Source organism: Trichormus sp. NMC-1 (assembly GCF_001858025.1).
Taxonomy (GTDB): domain Bacteria; phylum Cyanobacteriota; class Cyanobacteriia; order Cyanobacteriales; family Nostocaceae; genus Anabaena.
In genome coordinates, this window is record NZ_LZQD01000002.1 from 154,115 (window position 1) to 178,510 (window position 24,396).

The 24,396-nt window shown below is 38.9% G+C and carries 19 protein-coding genes; 12 read left to right on the top strand and 7 right to left on the bottom strand.

Features of this window, described 5'->3' with window-relative positions; all coding sequences use genetic code 11:
* Window positions 1-557: 557 nt before the first annotated feature.
* Complete coding sequence (locus tag A9Y75_RS07605) at window positions 558-1,238, bottom strand: SDR family oxidoreductase (RefSeq protein WP_071188971.1); 681 nt, start codon at window positions 1,236-1,238, stop codon at window positions 558-560.
* Window positions 1,239-1,624: 386 nt separating this feature from the next.
* Here A9Y75_RS07605 and A9Y75_RS07610 point away from each other — a divergent pair, with 386 nt between their 5' ends.
* The 3 genes from A9Y75_RS07610 (at window position 1,625) to A9Y75_RS07620 (ending at window position 6,258) form a co-directional block, all read left to right on the top strand.
* Window positions 1,625-3,418, top strand: a complete 1,794-nt coding sequence (locus tag A9Y75_RS07610; protein WP_071188972.1) for a WD40 repeat domain-containing protein — start codon at window positions 1,625-1,627, stop codon at window positions 3,416-3,418.
* A gap of 102 nt (window positions 3,419-3,520) precedes the next feature.
* A complete protein-coding gene (locus A9Y75_RS07615; RefSeq protein ID WP_071188973.1) occupies window positions 3,521-4,081 on the top strand; it encodes a Uma2 family endonuclease in 561 nt (186 codons plus the stop codon).
* A gap of 266 nt (window positions 4,082-4,347) precedes the next feature.
* Entirely contained in the window at window positions 4,348-6,258 is a 1,911-nt protein-coding gene (locus A9Y75_RS07620; protein ID WP_071188974.1) for an SGNH/GDSL hydrolase family protein, read from the top strand.
* 91 nt (window positions 6,259-6,349) lie between these two features.
* On the opposite strand, the gene ftsH is transcribed toward A9Y75_RS07620, so the two are convergent.
* The gene (gene ftsH / locus A9Y75_RS07625; RefSeq protein WP_071188975.1) at window positions 6,350-8,287 is read right to left on the bottom strand and encodes an ATP-dependent zinc metalloprotease FtsH; all 1,938 of its coding nucleotides are present in this window, start codon (window positions 8,285-8,287) and stop codon (window positions 6,350-6,352) included.
* A 40-nt stretch (window positions 8,288-8,327) separates the two neighbouring features.
* On the opposite strand from ftsH, the gene A9Y75_RS07630 reads away from it, so the two are divergent.
* Window positions 8,328-9,050, top strand: coding sequence for a putative Ig domain-containing protein (locus tag A9Y75_RS07630; protein WP_071188976.1), 723 nt, complete (start codon window positions 8,328-8,330; stop codon window positions 9,048-9,050).
* On the opposite strand, the gene A9Y75_RS07635 is transcribed toward A9Y75_RS07630, so the two are convergent.
* Window positions 8,957-9,625: a DUF1614 domain-containing protein gene (locus tag A9Y75_RS07635; RefSeq protein WP_071188977.1), complete on the bottom strand. Its 669-nt coding sequence runs from the start codon at window positions 9,623-9,625 to the stop codon at window positions 8,957-8,959. The two genes, A9Y75_RS07630 and A9Y75_RS07635, sit on opposite strands and share 94 nt — an antisense overlap.
* A 239-nt stretch (window positions 9,626-9,864) precedes the next feature.
* Between A9Y75_RS07635 and A9Y75_RS29445 the strand changes: the two genes are divergently transcribed.
* The gene (locus tag A9Y75_RS29445; protein WP_083389520.1) at window positions 9,865-10,056 is read left to right on the top strand and encodes a hypothetical protein; all 192 of its coding nucleotides are present in this window, start codon (window positions 9,865-9,867) and stop codon (window positions 10,054-10,056) included.
* An 89-nt stretch (window positions 10,057-10,145) separates the two neighbouring features.
* Window positions 10,146-11,261 (top strand): AI-2E family transporter, encoded by a 1,116-nt coding sequence (locus A9Y75_RS07640; RefSeq protein ID WP_071188978.1) that lies wholly within the window; start codon window positions 10,146-10,148, stop codon window positions 11,259-11,261.
* Window positions 11,262-11,329: 68 nt separating this feature from the next.
* Here the strand turns inward: A9Y75_RS07640 and A9Y75_RS07645 are convergent, their stop codons facing one another.
* Window positions 11,330-12,952, bottom strand: coding sequence for an ATP-binding protein (locus A9Y75_RS07645; RefSeq protein WP_071188979.1), 1,623 nt, complete (start codon window positions 12,950-12,952; stop codon window positions 11,330-11,332).
* Between the two features lie 578 nt (window positions 12,953-13,530).
* Between A9Y75_RS07645 and A9Y75_RS30060 the strand changes: the two genes are divergently transcribed.
* The gene (locus A9Y75_RS30060; protein ID WP_269086291.1) at window positions 13,531-13,632 is read left to right on the top strand and encodes a DUF4351 domain-containing protein; all 102 of its coding nucleotides are present in this window, start codon (window positions 13,531-13,533) and stop codon (window positions 13,630-13,632) included.
* Window positions 13,633-13,655: 23 nt separating this feature from the next.
* A complete protein-coding gene (locus A9Y75_RS07650; protein ID WP_071188980.1) occupies window positions 13,656-14,825 on the top strand; it encodes a homocysteine biosynthesis protein in 1,170 nt (389 codons plus the stop codon).
* 59 nt (window positions 14,826-14,884) lie between these two features.
* On the opposite strand, the gene A9Y75_RS07655 is transcribed toward A9Y75_RS07650, so the two are convergent.
* Window positions 14,885-15,892, bottom strand: a complete 1,008-nt coding sequence (locus A9Y75_RS07655) for a hypothetical protein (protein ID WP_071188981.1) — start codon at window positions 15,890-15,892, stop codon at window positions 14,885-14,887.
* 379 nt (window positions 15,893-16,271) lie between these two features.
* Here A9Y75_RS07655 and A9Y75_RS07660 point away from each other — a divergent pair, with 379 nt between their 5' ends.
* Complete coding sequence (locus A9Y75_RS07660) at window positions 16,272-17,183, top strand: hypothetical protein (RefSeq protein ID WP_071189643.1); 912 nt, start codon at window positions 16,272-16,274, stop codon at window positions 17,181-17,183.
* A gap of 97 nt (window positions 17,184-17,280) precedes the next feature.
* On the opposite strand, the gene A9Y75_RS07665 is transcribed toward A9Y75_RS07660, so the two are convergent.
* Window positions 17,281-17,904 (bottom strand): TMEM165/GDT1 family protein, encoded by a 624-nt coding sequence (locus tag A9Y75_RS07665; RefSeq protein WP_071188982.1) that lies wholly within the window; start codon window positions 17,902-17,904, stop codon window positions 17,281-17,283.
* A gap of 841 nt (window positions 17,905-18,745) precedes the next feature.
* Between A9Y75_RS07665 and A9Y75_RS07670 the strand changes: the two genes are divergently transcribed.
* Together A9Y75_RS07670 and A9Y75_RS07675 are read left to right on the top strand one after the other, a co-directional pair.
* Window positions 18,746-19,045 (top strand): type II toxin-antitoxin system HigB family toxin, encoded by a 300-nt coding sequence (locus A9Y75_RS07670; RefSeq protein WP_071188983.1) that lies wholly within the window; start codon window positions 18,746-18,748, stop codon window positions 19,043-19,045.
* The gene (locus A9Y75_RS07675) at window positions 19,029-19,430 is read left to right on the top strand and encodes a helix-turn-helix domain-containing protein (RefSeq protein ID WP_071188984.1); all 402 of its coding nucleotides are present in this window, start codon (window positions 19,029-19,031) and stop codon (window positions 19,428-19,430) included. The genes A9Y75_RS07670 and A9Y75_RS07675 overlap by 17 nt, the downstream gene beginning before the upstream one ends.
* 385 nt (window positions 19,431-19,815) lie before the next feature.
* Here A9Y75_RS07675 and miaA read toward each other — a convergent pair whose 3' ends face one another.
* Window positions 19,816-20,706 carry a tRNA (adenosine(37)-N6)-dimethylallyltransferase MiaA gene (gene miaA / locus A9Y75_RS07680; RefSeq protein ID WP_071188985.1) on the bottom strand — a complete coding sequence of 297 codons (891 nt, stop codon included), beginning with the start codon at window positions 20,704-20,706 and terminating at the stop codon, window positions 19,816-19,818.
* A gap of 217 nt (window positions 20,707-20,923) precedes the next feature.
* Between miaA and gyrB the strand changes: the two genes are divergently transcribed.
* Complete coding sequence (gyrB, locus tag A9Y75_RS07685) at window positions 20,924-24,166, top strand: DNA topoisomerase (ATP-hydrolyzing) subunit B (protein WP_071188986.1); 3,243 nt, start codon at window positions 20,924-20,926, stop codon at window positions 24,164-24,166.
* The last annotated feature ends 230 nt before the right edge of the window (window positions 24,167-24,396 follow it).

Below are 24,396 nucleotides of genomic sequence, written 5' to 3' on the forward strand. Positions count from 1 at the left end.
TTTTTCTATGCACTTAGCATTATTACGTACTTTGACTATAAATGTTAATCTTGTTTTTAAGAAACTTTAATACTTAGTTATAAATATTTGCCATACTTAGGGGTTATAGAAAAAGTTGTTCCTCAGGATAGGGAATATAGAATTGACACTCTGCGGTCTAAAGACACGCAGATTCTTTAAGACCTGCTTAAAAAGGATAGTCAATTATCCTCCTAGACGCTCAAGGCAACTACCACTACGACAGGTATTGCAATTGCGCTTACTTTTAGATTCATTTATTGCTTTCCGAGTCCATCAATTTTTAATGTTAAACGCTCCGTATCTTACCATTACTTGTTTACCCAGGCTGCGGCTATACCGAGACGAGATAAATCAGGGGTTTCTCCTTAATAAAACACTTCTTTGCGTTGATGGTTATTCCTACTTGCGATTTAATTCTATCAGATCACAGCGAATAAATTCGCCGTTGGCACTTCCTCCACTGCCTAAAGCCAAGTGGCTTCCGTGCCGTTCGTTATTTTCTGTGAATGGTGGGAATTGCCCACCCTACAGACAAATTAACCCAAACTAAATTCTACAAATTCTGGTAAACCGGGATAGATCATATTTCTGTCCAGTGCTGACAACACTTGATGATGAGCATGATCAGAATTTAAACACCGACAAACTAATTGGGCAACATCAGCGCGATGAATACTACCAACAATACGTGGATCGGTAGTTAAGATGCCATTATTAGTTGCTGGTTCCGATTTTAAACCGCCCGGACGAATTATTGTATAATTCAGTCCGCTATTAATTAAGTATTGTTCAGCTTGTTCTTTGAGAATTAAAACTGGTTTGAGAGTTGCTAATGCTTGGGGAGGCATAGAAACTGCACTATCACCACTACCAATCGAAGTTACAAGAATAAACCTTTGCACTCCGGCTTTAACTGCGGCATCAATCAGGTTTTTATTACCGAGATAATCAGGTTTTACATCATCCGTAGGTAAACCACCCAAGGTACTGATAACAGCTTGGATAGGTTCATCTCCTAAAATTGCCCGTTCGACATCATCCACATTCAAAGCATCTCCCAAAATCGGATGAACACCAATAGCTTCTAGTTCCTTAGCGGCAACTTCTGTTCTCAATAGTGCTTTTACCTGGATTTGTTGTGCTGTCAAATATTTGGCAATTTCTTGTCCAACACCGCGACTAGCCCCAGCTACAAAAATGTAAGATGTAGTTGACATAGATATTTTCTCAGATAGATGCATGGGTTACACAAATAATTAATATATCTTGCTTTGCTCAATTTTAGAAATTACATTCCCGAAAAAAATTGATTGACTGGCAAACCATACACCTGATTTGTCTGGATAACTGTTTCTCTAGAAACAGTAACTAGTTCGTCAAGTTAGTTAGAATTTATGGAAATCATCTAAATCTCTATATCCTGCTCAATCAGTTGATCAAACATTTGATTATTATCCAGATGTATCTTGAGCATAAACATAAAAATTGGTTTGTCTTCTATGAGATTGTTAGAATTACTGAATTTTTACTTAACTAGAGGTTATAAAATTGAGTAATTGCGTTGGTATAAGTTACCCTGGGTATGCAATAGTGTGCCGCTATCATGCAGATGGATTGGATTAGTTTACTAAAAGCTCAACAAGCTGACTTTCTTCAACGAGTAAAAAAACCTAAAACTACTGATCTATCTCTCTTAGAAGGTCAAGTCAAAGGTTGTCACAGTGAAATTATGGCATTTTGGGGCGATTCATTGGCAAACATTCTTGAATGTTCTCGCCAACAAGCCGAAATTATTGCCAAAAACCCGCCACCAACCCCACCAGAATATCCTGAACCACCTGATTGGACAATTCCCTTTCCTACATATTTTCAGCGTCAAGCAGAAGATTATCTTGTTCGTGAAAAAATTGTTGATCGGATCATTACGGAACGATTGGGTAAATTGGTGAGAAAAGTACCGCAGGACACCTTAGATAATATGGTGTTAGATGATGAAGGAAATTTACGTGGTGAAAGTAAATTTATTTATCGATTGACTAATAACCCGAAAGTGAGTATTCAAATTAATGTTGCTGATGGAGAAAGTTTTAACGGGATTAAAAAAGACAAAATACGTTGGTCAATTAATCAAGAAGATGTTCAAAACCACCAAGTCTTAATTTTCCTATCTTTATTTTATCCAGGAACTACCCAATTAGGATACCATAAGCAAACTGTGATTACTGGTTTTTTACCCAGCAATCAATTAGAATTTCATGAACCAAAACTATATCTTACTCCTAGTAGTTTATTGTATGCTGGGGGATTAGATTGGTATTTACAATCCTTATCTGTACAAAAAGATAATCTGCCCATAATTGATGATAAAATGGTGGCAGAAATAATTCAAACATTGCCATCAGAACATCCAAAAAAGAAGATTATTGGTGATTGGGAATGCTGGCAAACATTAAAAGGACACACTAAAGGCATTAACTGTTTAGCCTATTCTCTAAAGACTTTAAGAGGAAAAGATGCTGAGTATAACAATGTAGAAGTTGTCCCAATTTTAGCTAGTGGAAGTCGTGGTGAGACAAAATTATGGAATTTAGCTAAAGGTGAATTAATCGAGACATTATCAGAATCGCCTTGGTCTATTTCTGGTTTGGTAGATGAAGTTAATTCCTTAGCTTTTAGTACAGATGGACAAATTTTAGTTAGTGTAGGTGCAGATTCTACAATTAAAATTTGGCATACTGGCGCACTAGATTTAATTGATATTTGGCATAAACATAATGGGTGTGTTCGTTGTGTTGCGTTTACACCAGATGGAAAAATGATAGCAACTGGTGGTGATGACAGAAAAATTCTGTTTTGGAATTTGCGCGATCGCCAAGTAGAAAATACCCTATGTTTAGATGATACAGCAGCCCATTCAATGGTGTTAAGTCAAGATGGCAAAATTTTGATTACAGGTAGCTATCGTAAAATCAAAGTTTGGCGTTTAACATCTTCACTCAATAAGAAACGCCAGCAAGAAATTAAACCAATACATACCCTAATGGGTCATTCTCATATCGTTAATTCTCTAGCAATTAGTGCTAAGGCTAAATTTTTGATTAGCGGGAGTCAAGACAAAACTATTAAAGTTTGGAATTTAGTAAATGGAGAATTACTACACACTCTCAAGGGACATAGAGATATTGTCAATACAGTTGCTTTGAGTCCAGATGAACAAATAATTGCTAGTGGTAGTGCGGATAAAACTATCAAATTGTGGCATTTAGAAACAGGGGAATTGTTAGGTACTTTTACAGGTCACTCTCACACAGTTACAGCTTTAGCGTTTACTGCTTCTGGGGAAATGTTGGTGAGTGGGAGTTTGGATAAGACGATTAAAATTTGGCAACGGAGTTAATATTAAACTCATCATTTTCAGATCCCTTACTTCCTTGAGAAGTAGGGGATCTTATTATTCAAGAATGATTTAGAATTGGTATAAGCTTTATCATTAGTGATTATGACTATAGCCAGCGATCGCCAAATTACTCTAGATGAGTTTCTTAAATTACCAGAAACTAAACCAGCATCAGAGTTTATTAATGGGGAAATAACACAGAAACCTATGCCACAGGGTGAACACAGCTTACTTCAGGCTAATTTAATTGAAGTTATCAATGCCAAAACCAAAGATCAAAAAATTGCCTATGCTTTCCCAGAACTACGTTGTACTTTTGGTGGTGACACTATTGTACCTGATGTAGCAGTGTTCCGTTGGGAAAGAATACCGAAAACGGCATCAGGGAAAATCAGCAACCGCTTTGAAATTCATCCTGACTGGGTAATTGAAATACTTTCTCCAGATCAGCAACAGAAAAAGGTGCTAACTAAATTATTACATTGTTCCCGCAATGGCACAGAATTAGGATGGTTGATGAACCCAGAAGAAGAAACTGTATTAGCAGTGTTTCCTGGTCAAAAAATTGAATTATATGAAGGTGATGATAAGTTACCAATTCTTGAGAGTATTGAATTAGAACTAACAGTGAAAGAAGTTTTTGGTTGGTTAAGTTTTGGTTAAATGAAAATAAATAATTACCCCAAATACCATAATAGATTTTTTGGGGTTGCAGATTTGTACAATAAATTTTATACTTCTTGAGGATGCTTTTACAAGCATCCTCATTTTTTGGGTAAATGCCTATATTCTCTGAATTAGACTCAATAGAATATCATAATTTTACCCTTTTAACTCAAAAACATTTCTTTAGGAAAATTCATAAGATTTTCCTATAAGTTGTGCAATAAATTATCAACAATTCTGAAAACGCAAACTTAGTATCTACCATGAATCAATCACCTATCCTCAATAATCCAGTTTTAGATCAAAAAGCTAAGGCAAATTCCCAGTTTAGATTTACGATTTCTAACGATATTTTTTCAGATCCAGACGCTATCAACCCCTTTGATAATTTAGTAGTCTTTGGTAATAGCCTTTCTGATACTGGAAATGTTTTTGAAATATTCAAGAACGTTGATCCCCAACCATTTGGTTATCCCGCATCACCCTATTATTACCAAGGACGTTTTTCTGACGGACCGAATTGGGTAGATTATCTTGGATCTAAATTAACCTTTAGCGAAGAATCAGTCATAAATTTCGCTCATGGTGGAGCAAAGGCAGGCGAAGATGTTGTTTTTCCGGGTTTTGAGAATAATCCTATCCCATCAGTATTAACACAAATTCAACAATTTACAACTGAAAATACAAATACTCCGGTTAGTGAAGATACACTATACATAATCTGGGCTGGTCATAATGATTTTAATTTTCTCGCTGCTACGGCTGATCCTGTCGAAGTTGCTAAGAATGCAGCCACAAGTATTGGTGATGCAATTACGACATTAAGTAGTTTAGGGGCAAAGGAAATTGTTGTTGCTAATTTAGAAGATTTAAAAGCTAGACCCTACATAAATCCAGCAAATCCTACTGCCGATGGTAGAGAATTTTCTATTGAGTTTAACAATGCTTTAAGTCAAGAAGTAAATGATTTAGAATCATCTCTCAACATTGATTTATCTGTAGTAGATATCTTTAGTTTTAATGAAGAAGTTCAAGCTAATCCTGAAAATTACGACTTCACTAATCTTACCGAACCTCTGATTTATATCACCCCTGGGACTGTTAACCCTGATGAATATGCATACTGGGATGAAGCCCATCCCACTACCAAGCTTCATCAATACATTTCCCAAACATTTGAGAATACACTACTGGATGAAGGAATTATTCCTGATTTAATTAGATATTCAGCAACATTAGCAGATGGAAGTGAATTACCAGATTGGTTGAGTTTTAATCCCATAACTCAAACATTTAGTGGTACTCCTGCATATGGAGATGCAGGTCAACTGGATGTAAAAGTGATCGCTACAGATAAAGAAGGAGCGATCGCAACAGATACCTTCTCTATTCAGATTCAAACACCATTCATCTTCGGGACAACCAATAGCGAAGAAATCAGCCCTGAAGCAGGACAAGCATTATTTGCAGGTGACGGAGACGATACAATAAATTCCACCGACGATAATGACATCTTTGCAGGTAATGGTAATGATGTTGTTACAGTCAATAGCCACTCTTCTGTTTCCGCTGGAGATGGTGACGATACCGTCATTGTTGGTGCAAATGGACCTGCTCTCAATACCACTGTTGATGGTGGTAATGGTGAAGATAATCTAGTTGTAGCTGAAGCCAATGGTACTAACAATCTGTTTGGAGCCGCAGACGCAGATGAACTACAAGTAATTGAAGGTTCACGTCAATTATTGTTTGGTGGTTCAGGTAACGACAAGATCACCAGTGCGGGTAGCAACAACCGTCTTTTTGGTGGTTCTGGAATTGATGTTTTAGTCTCCAACCTGAATGATTTTCTCTCTGGTGGTGACGGTGATGATGTTCTTTTTGCTGGAAAAGCAGGAGGGAATAAACTCACCGGTGGTAGTGGTAATGAGCAATTTTGGGTTGCTAACGGTAGTTTACCAACTAGCAAAAATACCATTACAGATTTCACTATTGGAGTTGACAAAATCGGCTTTGGTGGAGTCAGTGTCCTCAACTTTGGTCAAGTAACCAGAGAACAAACAGGTGCTGATACTTTACTCAAAAACGGAACAACTGAAATAGCTTTGTTAGTGGGAATTACCGCTAACAGTCTCACAGCTAATGACTTTGCTTTTTCTGCCAGCATCGTTTAAATAACACCCTTTTTCAAAACAGAGTAACGTAGGTAAAAACCTTTGCGTTACTCTGCGCTAACCTCCGTGTTCCTCTGCGTTTTAAAAAACCCTAAACCAATAAAGTTTGCAGCAAAGGTTTGTCAGCATCTAACTTACCAGTCCGCAACCATTCAGACATTTCATCTGGTGCTTGTGCTTGAGTAAGTCTTTCTCGTAAATAACTACCTTCCAGAATTTCTTTTTGCAATAGTTCCTGAGCAATCTCTTCTAGTAAGTCGCGGTTATATTGGAGAATACTTAAAGCCATATGATGAGCATTATCCAATATCTCTTTCACTTCCCGGTCAATTTCTTCCGTCATTTGCGGACTAATTGAACGTCGAGGATTTCCATAACCTTCGAGAAACTGCTGTTGGACTTTTTCAAAAGCAACTGGTCCGAGTTTATCGCTCATGCCATAAATTGTAATTGCCCTTTCTGCTAAATCGGTGGCTTTTTGGATATCATCAGAAGCACCAGTAGAGACTTTACCGAAAACAATTTCTTCGGAAGAACGTCCACCTAATAAAGTGGCAATGCGTCCGCGAATTTCATCTTCTATCATTAAGAAACGGTCTTCTTCTGGCATTTGAATTGTATAACCCAAAGCACCGACACCACGGGGAACAACAGAAATTTTCTCAACTTTACCCGCACCAGGCATTAAAGCACCAATGATAGCGTGTCCAACTTCGTGATAAGCAACGGTCTTTTTCTCAAGTTCATTTAATACACGAGAGCGTTTTTCTAAACCTGCAACTAAACGTTCAATGGCTTCGTTGAAATCTGCCATTAGTACTGCTTGACGATTATTTCTCGCTGCTAATAACGCCGCTTCATTAACTAAGTTAGCTAAATCTGCACCTGCAAAACCAGGTGTGCGAGTGGCAATAATTCCTAAATCCACATCTTCCGCAAGTTTAACGTTTCTAGCATGGACTTTGAGAATTGCTTCCCGACCAATTTTATCAGGTCTATCGACGACAATTTGACGGTCAAAACGACCGGGACGACGTAAAGCTGGATCAAGAACTTCGGGACGGTTGGTAGCAGCGATGATAATTACACCGGTGTTAGCGTCAAAACCATCCATTTCGGAGAGTAATTGATTGAGGGTTTGTTCTCGTTCATCGTTACCACCGACGAAACCACCCGCACCACCGCGAGATTTACCTAAAGCGTCTAATTCATCAATGAAGACGATACAGGGTGCTTGTTGTTTTGCTTGTTCAAATAAATCGCGGACTCGCGCAGCACCAACACCAACGAATAGTTCGATAAATTCAGAACCGGAGATACTGAAGAAGGGAACACCAGCTTCACCTGCGATCGCTTTTGCTAGTAATGTTTTACCTGTACCTGGAGGTCCGACTAACAACACACCTTTGGGAATTTTTGCCCCTAAGTTGGTGTATTTGGTCGCATTTTTGAGAAAATCAACGATTTCTTCTAATTCAGCTTTGGCTTCATCTACACCTGCTACATCTAGGAATTTTACACCTGTGCTGCCTTCAGAATAAATGCGAGCTTTACTTTTACCTACTGTCAACGCTGCAGGACCACCAGCTTGACGATTCATTAAAAATGCCCAAATCCCAAAGAAAATCAACGGAGGTGCTACCCAACTCAATAAAGTGCCAATCCAGGCGTTTTCGTTGGGTGGTGGTGCGGCAAATTCGACATTATTCTCGCGGAGAATTTTCGGTAAATCTAAGTCGATGGCTACAGGTGTAGTTCTAAATACCTGTTCAACGGTTTTACCTTCGGGGGTTTGGGTTTTGATAGAATATTCAATGCGATCGCTCCCCACAATTGCTTTATCTACTTTACCAGCTTGTACTTGAGCAATAAAATCACTATAGGGAACTTGCTGCAATCGAGTCCCGAACAAACTGGGAACTATCAAGTTCAGCAATAACAAAAGAGTCAATAAAATTAGGAAACTACTACCAAACTGTCGTATTTTTGGCGTTTTCATCTGTTTGTTATTATTAGTTTCCACAGGCATAATGTCACCTCAATAAAATTTATTTGTTAGTCATTAGTCATTGGTCATTAGTCATTGGTTTATTAACCTTCCCATCTCTCCCTATTCCCTATTCCCTATTAGATATTCAGCAACATTAGCAGATGGAAGTGAATTACCAGATTGGTTGAGTTTTAATCCCATAACTCAAACATTTAGTGGTACTCCTGCATATGGAGATGCAGGTCAACTGGATGTAAAAGTGATCGCTACAGATAAAGAAGGAGCGATCGCAACAGATACCTTCTCTATTCAGATTCAAACACCATTCATCTTCGGGACAACCAATAGCGAAGAAATCAGCCCTGAAGCAGGACAAGCATTATTTGCAGGTGACGGAGACGATACAATAAATTCCACCGACGATAATGACATCTTTGCAGGTAATGGTAATGATGTTGTTACAGTCAATAGCCACTCTTCTGTTTCCGCTGGAGATGGTGACGATACCGTCATTGTTGGTGCAAATGGACCTGCTCTCAATACCACTGTTGATGGTGGTAATGGTGAAGATAATCTAGTTGTAGCTGAAGCCAATGGTACTAACAATCTGTTTGGAGCCGCAGACGCAGATGAACTACAAGTAATTGAAGGTTCACGTCAATTATTGTTTGGTGGTTCAGGTAACGACAAGATCTCTGTTCCCTTTTTTCAAGTTAATAACAAAGCAAATAATCCACATAAAGCAATTCCATCAAATACACCTGCACCACCGATACTAAATACACCCGCACTCATGGCTTGAATATCTTTGAGATGAAGCAAATCAGCACCAATTAAAGTACCTAGAACACCACCAGCAAAAGCCACTGGTGCAGCATGAGGTGAGGCTATTAGCATTGCAGAAACAGCCGCAGTCAAAGGAGCAAGCAATGGATTCATTTGAATTCCAATTCCCGGTACTACCTGGGCTGCAAAGTAGCTGACAACAGTCACAATGGCAGTAACTAGCAGAATTGCCAGCACATTTCCCTGATAAAATTGGTATAATGCCAACACAACAGGTATTAATCCACCCCCCACATTCAGAGCTACCACGGTAGAACGTTGCACATTACTTAATGGAATACCCCAAAATTCCTTTAACCACAGTGCCGCAAATTCATCTGCTAATTGGACGGGAGCTTCTAATCGGTAGATGGGAATATTGATTGTGCTGGTAATAATTACTAGCAACAACAATACAAAAGCAATACTAGGAGAAAAACCCAACTTGGCTACCGCAATTTCCACCACGTCTACTGCTACAGCAAACCAAATAAATGGCAGCAACAGCAATAAAGCCAGAAATAATAGTAATGAAACTGGTAGATAAATCATGGAAATAAAGAAATAGAATGAATTTGGCACTCAGATCCTCAAATCCAGCCTTTTGAAAATCTGTAAATAACTATAAAATGCGTTTATTCGACCATTTTCCAGAAATCAACTTTGTGGATGTTGACAGATACAGGATCTAAAGAAGTAAAGTTTTGTATCTGTTTTCTATTGTAGAGACTGGATAGTGAAGTCTAAATTCGTGTATACCCTACCCAAAAAATGTGTATTGCCGTACTTTGATGAAAAATCAACTAGGTTTCTTACTTAAGCTACTTTTACTTTCGGCTTTAATATCATTCTTGATTAAGTATGCCGCTCCGACGTTTTTAATTCCCGAAACATCAACAAATGCACTAATTCTAGTTTTGTTGCCTACTGTGATTATGATAACTATTTTACTTCTGCGAATTCCAGCACAAAAACAAAATTAACTGAAAATCTCTAGTAGGAATCTCTAAAATCAGCTAACCTATCTGCATAGCTGGAAAATTTCGTCTCACCAAGCTTTGGGAGTCAGTTTGTGAAACTTGGTCAATGGATTGGTTTAATCGCCTTAGTTCTATCTATATATATATTGTGGCAACTGCGTGAAGTGCTGTTACTGATATTTGCTGCTGTTGTTTTAGCAACGGCCTTAAATCGGTTAGCTCAACGTTTGCAAAGCTTAGGGATGAAACGTGGCCTTGCTGTTGTCTTGTCAGTAACTCTCTTTTTTGCTGGTGTGATTGGCTTTTTCTGGCTGATTGTTCCACCCTTTGCCCAGCAATTTCAAGAACTAACTTTACGAGTTCCCCAAGGATTTGAGCGCATTAATAGTTGGATTGACGAACAAAGAACTCACATTCCTGATCAATTAGCACCCTTCATCCCAGATTTTAACACTTTAATAGGAGAAGCACAGCCTTTATTCAATCGCGTATTGGGAAACTCTTTTGCCTTTGTTTCTGGCTCTTTGGTAATTGTTCTAAATATTTTATTAGTGTTAGTGTTGACAGGGATGTTTTTAGCTGATCCTGATGCTTATATAAAAGTATTTATCCGGTTATTTCCCTCATTTTATCGACGACGGGTAGCGGGAATTTTAGCTCAGTGTGAAAGTTCATTAGAAGGATGGGTGACAGGGGCTTTTATTGCTGTCTTTGTAGTGGGATTGATGAGCTTAGTGGGCTTATCATTTTTGGGTGTAAAGGCAGCTTTAGCATTGGCCGTTTTAGCGGGATTTATGAATTTAATTCCTAATCTCGGACCAACTATGAGTGTAGTGCCGGCGATGGCAATTGCTCTTTTAGATAATCCCTGGAAACCTATTTTTGTCTTAATTCTTTACTTTTTTATTCAACAAGCTGAGAGTAATTTTCTCACGCCGATAGTTATGGCGCATCAGGTATCTTTACTACCAGCAGTAACGTTAATTTCTCAATTATTTTTTGTGACTTTCTTTGGCTTTTTAGGATTATTGTTAGCACTGCCTTTAACTGTTGTCGCTAAAATTTGGGTACAAGAAGTATTAGTTAAAGATGTTTTGGATGAGTGGAGGCATAATCATCAACAAGCGACTGAGTTGGTGATGGTTTCTGAATCTGCTGATATCAAAGACTTTCAGGAAGCGGAAGTTATAGGAAAGGATGAAGATTAATTGTAAATAGCATATCTGAAAGCGATGGCTGCTGTAGCGATCGCTTTTTTGATAAACTACATTAAATTCTAATCATGGGTTGTACCATCTGGCTTTATTTGCTTAATAGGAATCTCAATCAAAAATTCTGTTCCCTTTCCAGGTTCAGAAACATACTCTATCTTTCCCCTATGCTTCTTCACTATAATTTGGTAACTAATAGATAATCCTAAACCAGTACCTTTACCTACAGGCTTAGTAGTAAAAAACGGTTCAAACAATCTATTTTTAATTTGTCCCCTTATTCCTATACCATTATCTTTAATGCTAATAATTACGTTCTCTTTATTTTTTATTTGAGTCTGGATAATAATTGAACTGGAGTGTTGTTTAGTTTCTCTATAAGAATCTATTTCCTGTTGGCGTAAAGCATCAATGGCGTTAATAAGAATATTCATAAATACCTGATTTAATCCTCCTGCATAACATTCAACAAGAGGCAAATCTTCATATTTTTTAATAATTGCAATTTCTTGCTTTTTATGCTGACCTTTAAGAATATCTTGTAAAATTAACAGCGTACTATCAATCCCCTCATGAATATTCACAGGTTTCATTTCTGCTTCATCAAGACGCGAAAAGTTCCGTAAACTTAAAACAATCTCACGGATACGTTCAGCGCCAACTTCCATTGAGGATAATGTTTTTGGCAAATCATCAATAATAAAATCTAACTCTATTTCCTCAATTAAAATATTTATTTCTGGGTTGTAATTAGAATATTCTTGCTGGTATCGCTTAACCAAGGTTAATAATATCTGACTGTATTCCCTAATATGTATTAAGTTGCCAGAAATGAAATTAACAGGATTATTAATCTCATGAGCAACACCAGCGACTAACTGACCTAGTGAAGACATCTTTTCAGTTTGAATCAGTTGTACTTGAGTTTGCTGCAATTCTTGTAATGTCTGTTGTAATTGAATATTTTTCTGTTTTAATTTTTCCGTTCTAGCTGCAACTTGCATTTCTAACATATAATTAGTTTCTTCTAAGGCAGCTTGAGCATTTTTTTTAGCTTTTAAGTATTCTTGCAATAAACCTAATACTGAAAGCCATACTGGAATAAGTATTGTTAAACTGATAATAGAGCCTAAAATAGCCCAAATCATTCTTTGCCGATATTCAACAACTTTTTGTTGCAAGCCTAGTGATATATTACGGTTTCTTTTAGCAATACCATCGGCATAAATCTGTTTATTAATTTCGTATTTTGGGCTGGATAATAGCTGCTGTGCCAACTGATTTTGATTTTTATTAACTAAATCAAAAGATTCATATTCCATGGCAATTAACCGCTGATTAGCAACATCAATTTTTTGAGCATTCTCATTTTTATATGTTTCAGGAGCAAGTTTAATAGCTTCTTTAATCGCCACATCAAGTTTAGGTTCAAATTGGCGATATCGTTTTTCCCAAAAAATATCACCTGTAGCTGCATTCATGCGGGCAGACATGGTTAATACTTCATCAAAATAAGTAATTTCATCACTTAGTCTTTGTAGGTTAAATTCCTGTTTAGTAATACTGTTGAAATTATAATATGCTTGCCAATTAAGACCAACTTGAGGGATAAACAATAGTAATGTCAGCAATACTGTCACACTTACTAGCTGAGAAGGAGTAAATTTTAGTTTATAAAATAAATGCATTTTCATACCTGTATATATGCTACATTTAGATATAGCAATCCGATTTAATTTACTAACAAGTAGTACATTGGGACTTAAGCTTGTCAGGTTATACAATGACTAATTTTTTATGAGAACTCCAACAAAGTTTTTGTAGCCATAAGGATTTCTGGCTACGTTGTAAAATACTGTATCAAATTGTATAAAGTTTCCAGCTAAATAAATATAACAAAGCTTAGGTTGCCGGGGAGGAGTAAAGTGTAAAACTTACCAGAACTTTAAACATTCCTGTCTAGCTCTTTAATAAATAGATACAGCAGAATTCAGGAGTCAGGAGTAAAACAGGCGAATGTGTCTAGGTTTCAATCTTGATTCTGTACCTCATTGATCTGCAATCTGCTGTAAATTACCTACATTGAGTTTTTTGAGAATGCGATTATCGCACACACCCTCATAATCAGGTACTGATTGGTTTTGTTCCTGCCTCAAGTCAGGTAGACAGAATTAAATGTAAGATAAAATTTTTGTCGTAGTGAGCGATTTATCGCTCTCTTGCTAGGTTTGATAGGGCTAAAGCCCTTACTACTAACTTTTTTTTTATTCAGTCTTACTACTTAGAGGATTTAGGAGACGCACTGTTAGATTTTTCCAGTCTGGATGATTTAAACAATTACTTGGCTGCAATATCACCCGATAATTAAGATGTCAATCCGCTACTTTAAAAATGCGAACCATTGCGGAAATTAACGAAAAAATCAACCGGAAACGCGCCGTAGTGTGGACGGTTGAAGAATTAAAAGCACGAGTTACAGAAATCGGTGTCACCAAAGCCGCGAAAGAAGTTGATGTCATTACCACCGGCACCTTTGAACCAATGGAGTCAAGCGGTGCAATTATTAACCTCGGACACACAGATCCACCCATCAAAATTCGCCGTTGCTGGTTAGATGGCGTGCCAGTATATCCCGGCTTTGGGGCTGTAGATTTATACTTAGGTGCTAGTTGTGGTGTAGAAACAATGGACGGAGAAGAACTCCGAGAACGTGGCGGTGGTCATGTTATCCAAGATTTAATTGCAGGTAAATCCGTACAAGTACGGGCATTAGGACAAGTTACCGATTGCTACCCAAGAGCCACTTTTGAAACGACAGTTACTCGTGAAACTATCAATCAGTTTTATTTATTTAATCCGCGCAATCTTTATCAAAATTTTATTGTAGGGGTAAATGGAGGCGATCGCCCTCTTCACACTTATCTGGGACCCCTGCAACCACGTTTAGGTAATGCGGTTTACTCAAATCCTGGTGCTATTTCCCCCCTTCTCAATGATCCCGATTTACAACTTGTGGGGATTGGGACAAGAATATTCTTAGGTGGTGGAATTGGTTATGTGGCTTGGGAAGGTACGCAGCACTTCCCTTTACAAAAGCGGTTAGCTAATCGCACACCCATTGGCCCTTCAGCAACTTTAGCCTTAATTGGTGATGCCAAACAAATGGATGCGCGTTGGGTGCGGGGTTGTTACTTCAAAAGTTATGGCCCTTCCTTAATGTTGGGAGTAGGTGTCCCACTTCCGGTTTTAAATGAAACAGTAATTGAACGCTGCGCTGTCCAAAATAAAGACTTAGTAGCGCCAATTGTCGATTTTTCCATTCCTCGTCGCGTCCGTCCCACCTTTGGTTTAGTCAGTTACGCTCAACTTAAATCTGGAAAAATCGCCATTGAGGGTAAAGCGGTGCGAGTCGCTCCTTTAGCCAGTATGTTTCTCTCACGACAAGTTGCTCTAGAGTTAAAACACTGGATTGAAGCAGGCACATTTACCCTTACAGAACCTGTTGCCCCTATTCCTATGGATCGGACTTTTTTACCCCAAGACCGTCGGACTGATTTTTGATCTTGGGGGATTGGTAATGGGGAAAAAGGTAAATAACATTCTTGCCCATTACCCATTACCTACTCTTGGGTTGGTTTTGTCCGCTTCACAGGCTTAGGAAGAGGGGTTTTTGGTACAGGTTTAGACACCTCCGCTCGCGTAGCAGACGCAGCATCGCCGCTGGTTTTTTTGATCGGAAGTGGAGGCGCTTCCCCATTGCGTCTGGGAGGGAATGGTCTTCTTCCACCACCACCACCACCACGAGGGGCGCTTCTGAATGGTGGTTTGCGTTTTTTGGGCAAATCAGCGATCGCTTCCGCATTTTCTACTATTAATACGTCCACTTCTCGCTTGACTTTGAAATCCCAAAACTTGCCGACAGCTTTGGTTGTCAGCACACCCCGCAGTTTCAACTTAAAATACTTAGGTTTATCAGTTGGCTTCCGGGGAGCTTGCTTAATTTTTACCACCAAACTTTTATCGTCAAAAGATTGGTAAACTACTTCACCACGTACAGAAAAATAACCATCAGGAATTTCTGAGGATGGTTTTCGAGGTTCAGAACTTTCGTCGGGTTTCTGTAACTCTTGTGAACCAAAATCTTGGTGATCTTCTTCTAGGAAATGTTTAGCCAGATTTTCTGGTTCCCACACTCCGACAATTTGGATATGTAATGTGTCATTTTCTTGTCTGGTGCGCGGATAAACTACCCACAGATGCTCTGTTTCTAAGTCCAAGTGATTTTTGACCAAACTCATAATCCGCCCTAAGAGGACGGTATTGAGTTCTACACCATCGACAGTAAGCAATGTTCCTTGAGTAAATTGTTCACTGCTGGCAAAGTAACGACCCCGGACTAATCCGATAGCTCGATACTGCATTGCTTCGCTGGGAGGTGGAATCGGTTGTTGCCGATGGGCTAAATTCCCATTTGAGTTATTATCACTAGGGTTAACAGGTAAATTATCAGGTTGAGAGGACTCGGCTGCTGCTGTTTTCACATGAGCGGCTGCGTCGATTTTAGTTGGAGCCTCTTTAGAGGCAGTACTGTTAGCAGATTCAGGAGACGGCATCAGGTCGGAATTCATAAAAACTCCTTGCGGCGGAGACACATCCCAATTATGGGATTTTACAAAAGTAGCTGGAAAGAGCGTTGGTGCGGCTGATAAAAGTATCTTTCCTTTTAATTTAGCCGCTCTAGAGCGCCCAGAGCGAACGGAAAGGCGCAAAATTTGGCATTTAGAGACTAAATGTGTAATTTAGCGCCTTGACACTAGTTTCGGAAGCATAGCATAGCTACAATTCTGAAGGCTCCTCCTAAAGTCATCAATTACTTTAGCGGTGTAGATAGTTATTTGTTATAAAATTCACAGTCTAATGACCGTATTCCGCAAAGTTTTAGAAATTTTTGACTTTGCGATCTGTGTAAATGTTAATCTCGTTAAAATTCAGAAGAGGGAAAATATTGTGTCTCAACCGCGCAATCGGTGGATAGTTCAGGTCGTGTTAGGTCTGGCAGTTTTGGCTTTTATTGGGGTTTCGATTTTACCCATAATTACGGCTTTCAATGATTCTGAATCGGTAGCCCAAAATACTACCAGCACCCCTAGTAGTTCTTCCTCGTCTGATCAAAAGTCAAAACTGGCTGATCAAGTTCGGGGTTATGAATTAGTTTTACAACGGGAACCAGAAAATCAAACTGCACTCAAGGGACTTTTAGAAGCAAGGCTGCAATTACTTAGTCAACAAGGCAGAGGTGAAGTTAAACCAGCTGATATTCAAGCAGTAATTGAACCTTTAGAAAAGCTGGCTAAGTTGAATCCCCAACAAACAGAGTATGGTGTGTTATTGGCACAAGCCAAGCAGCAAATTGGTGATAAAGAAGGAGCAGCCCAAACATATCGCTCAATCTTAGCAACAAAACCCGGTGATCTCAAAGCTTTACAAGGAATGGTAAATCTCCAACTCAGTGAGAAACGCCCTGAAGCTGCTATTGGTTTGCTGCAAGATACTCTATCTGCGTCTACCCAAGCGAATACAATTCAGCCTGGAAGTGTGGATGTTGTCGCTGTACAGGTGCTTTTGGGTAGTGTATACGCTTTTCAGAAAAACGATACTCAAGCTATCTCTGTATACGACCAAGCAATTCAGAAAGATGCTAAGGATTTTCGTCCTGTTTTGGCAAAGGCTATGTTACTAAAAGAACAGGGCAAAGTTGATGAGGCAAAACCTTTGTTTGCAAGTGCCACTGCTTTAGCTCCTGCTGAGTATAAAGACGAGATTAACAAAGCCGCAGGATTACCGACTCCCAGCCCAGCGGCTTCTCCTACTTCTTCCCCAGAAACTACACCATCTCCAGCAACAACATCCAGTCCATGAGGGACATAGGGAAACAGGGAGATGGAGAAGATGAGAGAAAGTATTTATCTTTCTTCTAACTCCTGACTCCTGACTCCTGACTCCTGACTCCTATCACCTAATTTCCTTCTATGGCGGCGACGATACCGAAGAGAATAAATAAACAGCCGCCTATGAAGGTGATTTGTCGTTCAGATATCTTACCTGCTATTAATCTACCACCGATGACTGCGATCGCTGCACAAATGGCGTGTCCCAATATTGCTCCTATGGTTATACCTATGGGGTTGTTACTTGCGGCTAGTCCAATGGTGGCTATTTGTGTGCGATCGCCCCACTCTGCTATAAATGTCAATACGAAAGACTTCAGTAACATTGACCAAATGCTTTTTTGCTGACTGTCTAAATGTGCCTTTTCTACTGCTTCTTTTGCCTCTTCTATGACTTCTTCTTCAGCTTTAGCAGGCATTTTTTTAGCATCGTAGAGCAGTTTCAACCCAAAGGCAATAAACAAAGCTATTTCCGCATAATGAACATAAATTTTTGAGCCTTGTGTTAAAGCAGACAGCAATTGTCCAAATATCACTGATAAAATCGTCATTGCGGCTAAAGCTGCTGTCACACCAACGAACACAACTCGTCGTGAGTGCTGCATTGACAAAATTACAGCGATAAAAAAGGTTTTATCACCTAATTCGGAAATGGTAATTAGAACTAAACCTGCGGTAAATGCTGTTAACACTCTCTCTAGCTCCTGTAGGATTTTTTACCTGTGTGGAGCTTCTAATGAGATTATAAAGACCTCACTGAAGCTCACACAATTGTTTGGTGTGAACTCAGTGAAGGTCTCGCTTTCAAATACTTTATTATTCGCCATCTGAACCAGGCTCATCGCCAGTATGTTGATTCAAATGTACTGGCTGTTTATGTCGCGCCAGCAGCTACTCCCCTTCTATTCGATACGAATTATACCTTGATATTCGTTGGGTGTCAAGGGTTTGGGAATTCAAGAGAAATGAACCGCGAAGAAGCGTTCGCGGTAGCGTTGCGTAGCAAAGAGCGCGAAGGGAAGAAGTTTGAGAGAGATTTTGCGTTAGTCCTATAAATTCAATAATTACCTCTTGACATTTTGCTCTCATTTTGAGAGTATAGATTAAGAGGTATTCCAAAAATGTAAATTTATCGGCTAAGTAGAAGTAAGGAATATACAAGCAAAGTCTACTTTTGAAGACTAGATATCAAGCTAAATATGTAGATCGGAAAAGTTAGTTATGTGTTGTGTATCCTAGACTTTTATTGGTGCGAAATTTTTACATAATTGTAATATTTCTTATAAACCAGATGAGTATTTCAAATGTGTAACCTTTCTTGCAATGTAAAAGTAAGCGTTATACAAACAAAATCTACTTTTGCTAGATATATATTTAGCTAGATATGTAGCTACCAAAAGTTGATTGTGTTTGTAAAGCTTTGACTTTCACTTGTAGATTAGTTTTGCACAATTGCTATACTTACTGGGTTTTAAAACACTGGAGCAATTGAAATGAATAATTCCCAATACATCAACAAAAAAATCGAGATATATGCACTTAATTTCTATTCGCCACCTCCGCGAAGATGCATCTAAATATCCCAATATCAAAAAACAAATTGATAGTTGGTATGCAACTGTTAAAAAAGCTGAATGGCAAAATTTAGAAGATGTGCGTCAAAATTACCGAGATGCTGAAGCGGTTGGTAATTTCACAGTTTTCAATATCAAAGGTAATGATTACCGTTTAATTGTAGGGATTAATTATGAAACTAAAAAGGTTTATTACAAATACTTGCTAACTCACGCGGAATACAATAAAGAGAAATGGAAAAATGACGATTACTTTTGATAATAAAAGTTATAGTCAATTACTAGCAGAAGTCGCTCCTCAAGTAATTGAAACTGAAGCTGAGTATGAACGTCTTTTAAAAGTTGCTGAATTTCTAACTTTTAAAAAAAATCTGACTCCAGAGGAGCGAGCTTTGGACAAATTGCTTGTCAAACTAATTGAAGATTATGAGGAAGAAAATTATCCTATGGATAAGTCTACACCTCATGAAATTTTACAACACATCATGGAATCTAGCGGAATTCGTCAAGCTGACTTAGTACGTATTCTTGGTTCTAGCAGCGGTGTGGTTTCTGAAGTTGTCAATGGTAAACGTTCCATTAGTAAAGCTCAAGCTAAAGCTTTGGGAGAATATTTTAAAGTTTCTCCTAGTTTGTTTATTTGAACTTCGGTTTTTTAGGATTTTTATTGATGGATTTTTTTGTCTGAATCAGGATTTTAGGATTTTCAGCATTTTTATTGATGGATTATTCGAGAATATCAAGGTATTATTTGTCTGAATCAGGATATCCAGGATTGAAGGATTGTCAGGATTTTTCTTGAGTGATTTTTTCAGGGTTTGAAAATATTAAAGATTTTGATTTTTTCTGGATTGTGATTGATGAATGTTCAAAAATATAAAGATTTACAAAATATAATATTTAGAATAATGAAATTCCGAAAATTATTGAATTTTATAAATCCTGAATATTACGAATAATAACATCCTGTAAATCCTTTAATCCTGGATATCCTGATTCAGACAGAAAGAATATTCTGTAAATCCTGATTCAGACAAACTCATTTATTCTTTCCCAAACACTCTCTAACAAATCAGGATTATCCATATCCATATATTCAATATTAGCAGCTTGTCTAAACCAAGTGCGTTGTCGTTTTGCGAATTGTCTTGTATGTAAAACAATTAATTCTTTAGCTTCATCTAAGGAAATTTCACCAGCTAAATATTGCTTGATTTCTTGATATCCTAAAGTATTCAATAAAGATAAATCAGCACCATATTTTTGAGATAAATATTCTACTTCAGCTACTAAACCATCTGCGAACATTTGTTCAGTGCGTCTACGAATTCTTAAATCTAATTTTTCTGCATCACAATCTAAACAAATTTGCAAAATCGGATATTTGGGTGGATTTTCTCCTTGTTGTGCAGAAATAGGAATTCCAGTAACATAATATACTTCTAATGCTCTTAAAGTCCGCACCAAGTCGTTAGCGTGAATTTTTTGGGCTGCGATCGCATCAACTTGTTGCAACATCGGGTAAAGTTGATGTTGACCAAGAGATTCTAATTGCGATCGCAATTCTGGTTGTGGTGCAACTCTGGGAATCTTCATCCCCTGTACAATAGAACGTATATATAAACCAGTTCCACCAACCAACAAAACTGGAGAAACACCAAGATTAGCAATTACAGCTTGTGCTTGTTCCTGGTAATCTGCTACTGTCATTGTTTGGGTTGGCTCACAGATATCTATTAGATAATGTGGCACTAATTTCTGTTCTTCTACCGTTGGTTTAGCTGTGCCAATGTCAAACTCACGGTATACTTGACGAGAGTCAGCACTCAAAATTACAGAATCCAACCGCCTAGCTAAACTTAACGCTAAACCAGACTTCCCCGTTGCTGTCGCTCCACAAATCACAATTAATTTAGTCATAAGTCAAATAATAGGGAATAGGGAATAGGGAATAGGGAATAGGGAATAGGGAATAAAGATTTTTTAATTTTTAATTGATAAAGGGTTGCTATCCTTATATAAACTTCTCATTAAATTGCCCTACAGACGGCAGCAAGGCTTTTGTGTTATAATTTTGGGGTGATTTGACTTTTTCAGCCTTTTGGCAAGTTCAACCCCAAGCATCAGGAGAATTTTCATGACGAGCAGTTACAGTGCCGATCAGATTCAAGTTCTGGAAGGTCTGGAAGCCGTCCGCAAACGACCAGGGATGTACATCGGTACTACAGGTCCGCGAGGACTCCATCATTTAGTTTACGAGGTGGTGGACAACTCTGTTGATGAAGCTTTAGCAGGTCATTGCACCCATGTTGAGGTGGATATCAATGCTGATGGTTCCGTAACCGTAACAGATGATGGTCGGGGTATCCCTGTCGATCTTCACCCAAAAACGGGGAAATCGGCTTTAGAAACAGTGTTAACCGTACTTCACGCCGGGGGTAAGTTTGGCGGTGGTGGCTACAAAGTCTCTGGGGGTTTACACGGTGTCGGGATTTCGGTAGTTAATGCCCTGTCTGAGTTTGTGGAAGTTACAGTTTGGCGAGACAAAAAGGTACATACTCAGCGATATGAACGCAGTTTCCCTGTCACTGAATTGGTAGCAAAGCCTTATAAAGAAGCTAGAACTGGAACTTCTATCACTTTTAAGCCAGATACGGAAATTTTTACCACCAGCATTGAATTCGATTACATCACTTTATCAGGTCGCTTGCGAGAATTGGCGTATCTGAATGCAGGTGTCAGAATTATTTTCACTGATCATCGTCTTGAACTCCTCAAAAGTGAAACACCGAGGATAGAAACTTACGAATATAAAGGCGGTATCAAAGAGTATATCGCTTACATGAACCGGGATAAGCAGCCCCTACATGAAGAAATTATCTATGTCCAAGGGGAACGTAATAATGTTCAGGTAGAAGTTTCGTTACAGTGGTGTACTGATGCTTATACCGATAATGTTCTCGGTTTTGCTAATAATATTCGCACCATTGATGGTGGTACGCACTTAGAAGGTTTAAAAGCAGTTCTCACTCGGACATTGAATGCGATCGCTCGCAAACGGAATAAAATTAAAGAAGGTGAAACTAACCTCAGCGGTGAACACGTCCGCGAGGGTTTAACCGCAGTCATTTCTGTGAAAGTCCCAGATCCTGAATTTGAAGGACAAACCAAAACTAAACTTGGTAATACAGAAGTTCGCGGTATCGTCGATTCTTTTGTGGGAGAAGTCCTGACTGAATATCTAGAATTTCACCCAGCTATAGCTGATTCGATTTTAGATAAAGCTATTCAAGCGTTTAAAGCTGCTGAAGCTGCCCGTCATGCGCGGGAATTAGTACGACGGAAATCAGTTTTAGAATCTTCGCCTTTACCTGGTAAATTAGCAGATTGCAGTTCCCGTGATCCTGCTGAATCGGAAATATACATAGTTGAAGGCGATTCAGCGGGCGGCTGTTTTCACGGTGATACACTCATAGCATTAGCTGATGGGCGATCGCTCAGTTTCAAAGAAATTGTCGCCGAACAAGCAATAGGAAAAGAGCATTTTTGCTACACCATTCGTAATGATGGCACTATTGGGGTAGAACGGATTATTAACCCCCGCATGACTAAAGCCAATGCACAAGTCATCAAGGTGACATTAGATAACGGGGAAACCATTATTTGCACACCTGATCATCGTTTCATGTTACGCGATGGTAGCTACAAGCAAGCTGCATTTTTAACCCCTAATGATTCCCTCATGCCTCTATATCGCCAAATATCCGATATGAGCAGCCCAGGGATTACCATTGATGGTTATGAGATGGTTTGGAATCCACGTTCTGATTCTTGGTTATTCACCCATATGTTAGCGGATTGGTATAACCGTTATTTAGGTGTTTACAAACTAGCAGACGGAGAACATTGTCATCATCTTGACTTCAATAAGCGTAATAACAATCCAACGAACTTACAGCGTTTATCGGCTCAAGAACACTTAGCTTTACATCGCGCTCATGTTGAAAAAACATTACATCGTCAAGATGTAATTGAAAAGAGCCGCAAAACTCGTCAAAGTCACGAATTTCGGGACAAGATGAGCCAAAGAATGCAGCAGCCAGAAACGCGGCAGATTTTGTCACAACAAGCTAAGGAACAATGGGCTTCGGAAACTTATAAAAGCTATATGCTTAGTAAGTGGCAAGAGTTTTATGAAAATAACGAAACTTATCGTCAGCAAAACCATGAACGCCTCAATCAAGCACAGCAAGACTATTGGCAGGATGAAGCCAACCGATTAGCCCAATCCCAAAGAGTCAGCACCTATTTTGCGAATAATTCCGAAGCCCGTGAAACTCAATCACTTTTGGCTAAGGAACAATGGCAAGATGAAGCTTTGTTAGCATGGCGACGAGAAAAAACACAACAACAATGGACACCTGAATTTCGCGCCCAACGTCATGCCGCTTTGCAGCAAACCTACTATCGCAAAACTATTGCTGTCCTCAAGCAAATTGAAATTGAGCAAGGGAAGTTTGATTTAGAGGCTTATAACGCCTACCGTCAGCAGACAAAAGACAAGTCTTTATTACGGTTTGATAATTTCTGTCAACGCTACTTTGATGGTAATCAAACTTTAGCTTATGAAGCTGTTGCTAATTACAACCACCGCATTGTTAGTATTGAACGTTTAGCAGAACAGGTAGACGTTTACGATATCGAAGTTCCCAATACTCATAACTTCGCTTTAGCCTGTGGCGTATTCGTCCACAATAGTGCTAAACAAGGACGCGATCGCAGAACTCAAGCAATTCTCCCTCTGCGTGGTAAAATCCTTAATATCGAAAAAACCGACGATGCAAAAATCTATAAAAATAACGAAATTCAAGCGTTAATTACAGCACTCGGTTTAGGTGTAAAAGGTGAAGAATTCAACCCCGCCCAATTACGATATCATCATATAGTATTAATGACTGATGCTGACGTAGATGGGGCGCACATCCGCACACTGTTGTTAACTTTCTTCTATCGATATCAACGGGCGCTGATTGAACAAGGTTTCATCTATATTGCTTGTCCTCCACTGTATAAAGTAGAACGGGGCAAAAATTACCAGTATTGTTATAGCGAACGGGAATTACAACAGCACCTCGCTACTCTTCCCAGCAATGCTAACTATACCATTCAGCGTTTTAAAGGGTTGGGGGAAATGATGCCAGAACAACTCTGGACAACTACAATGAACCCAGAAACCCGTACCCTCAAACGAGTAGAAATTGAAGATGCAGCCGAAGCTGATCGTATCTTTACCATCTTAATGGGCGATCGCGTCGCACCCCGACGAGAATTCATTGAAACTTATGGTTCTAAGTTGAATATGATGGATTTAGATATCTAACATCCACTTCCTTACAGCAGAATTCAGGAGTCAGTAGGGGCGTATTGTCAGTAGGGGCGTATTGCAATACGCCCGTACAGGAATCAGGAGTAAAACTGGCGAATGTGTCTAGGTTTCAATTTTGATTCTGTACCTCATTGATCTGCAATCTGCTGTATCTTAAAAATTAGCCATAGGTAAGGGGTTATCCTCTTTCCTCTGCGTTCTCTGCGCCTCTGCGGTTCGATAAA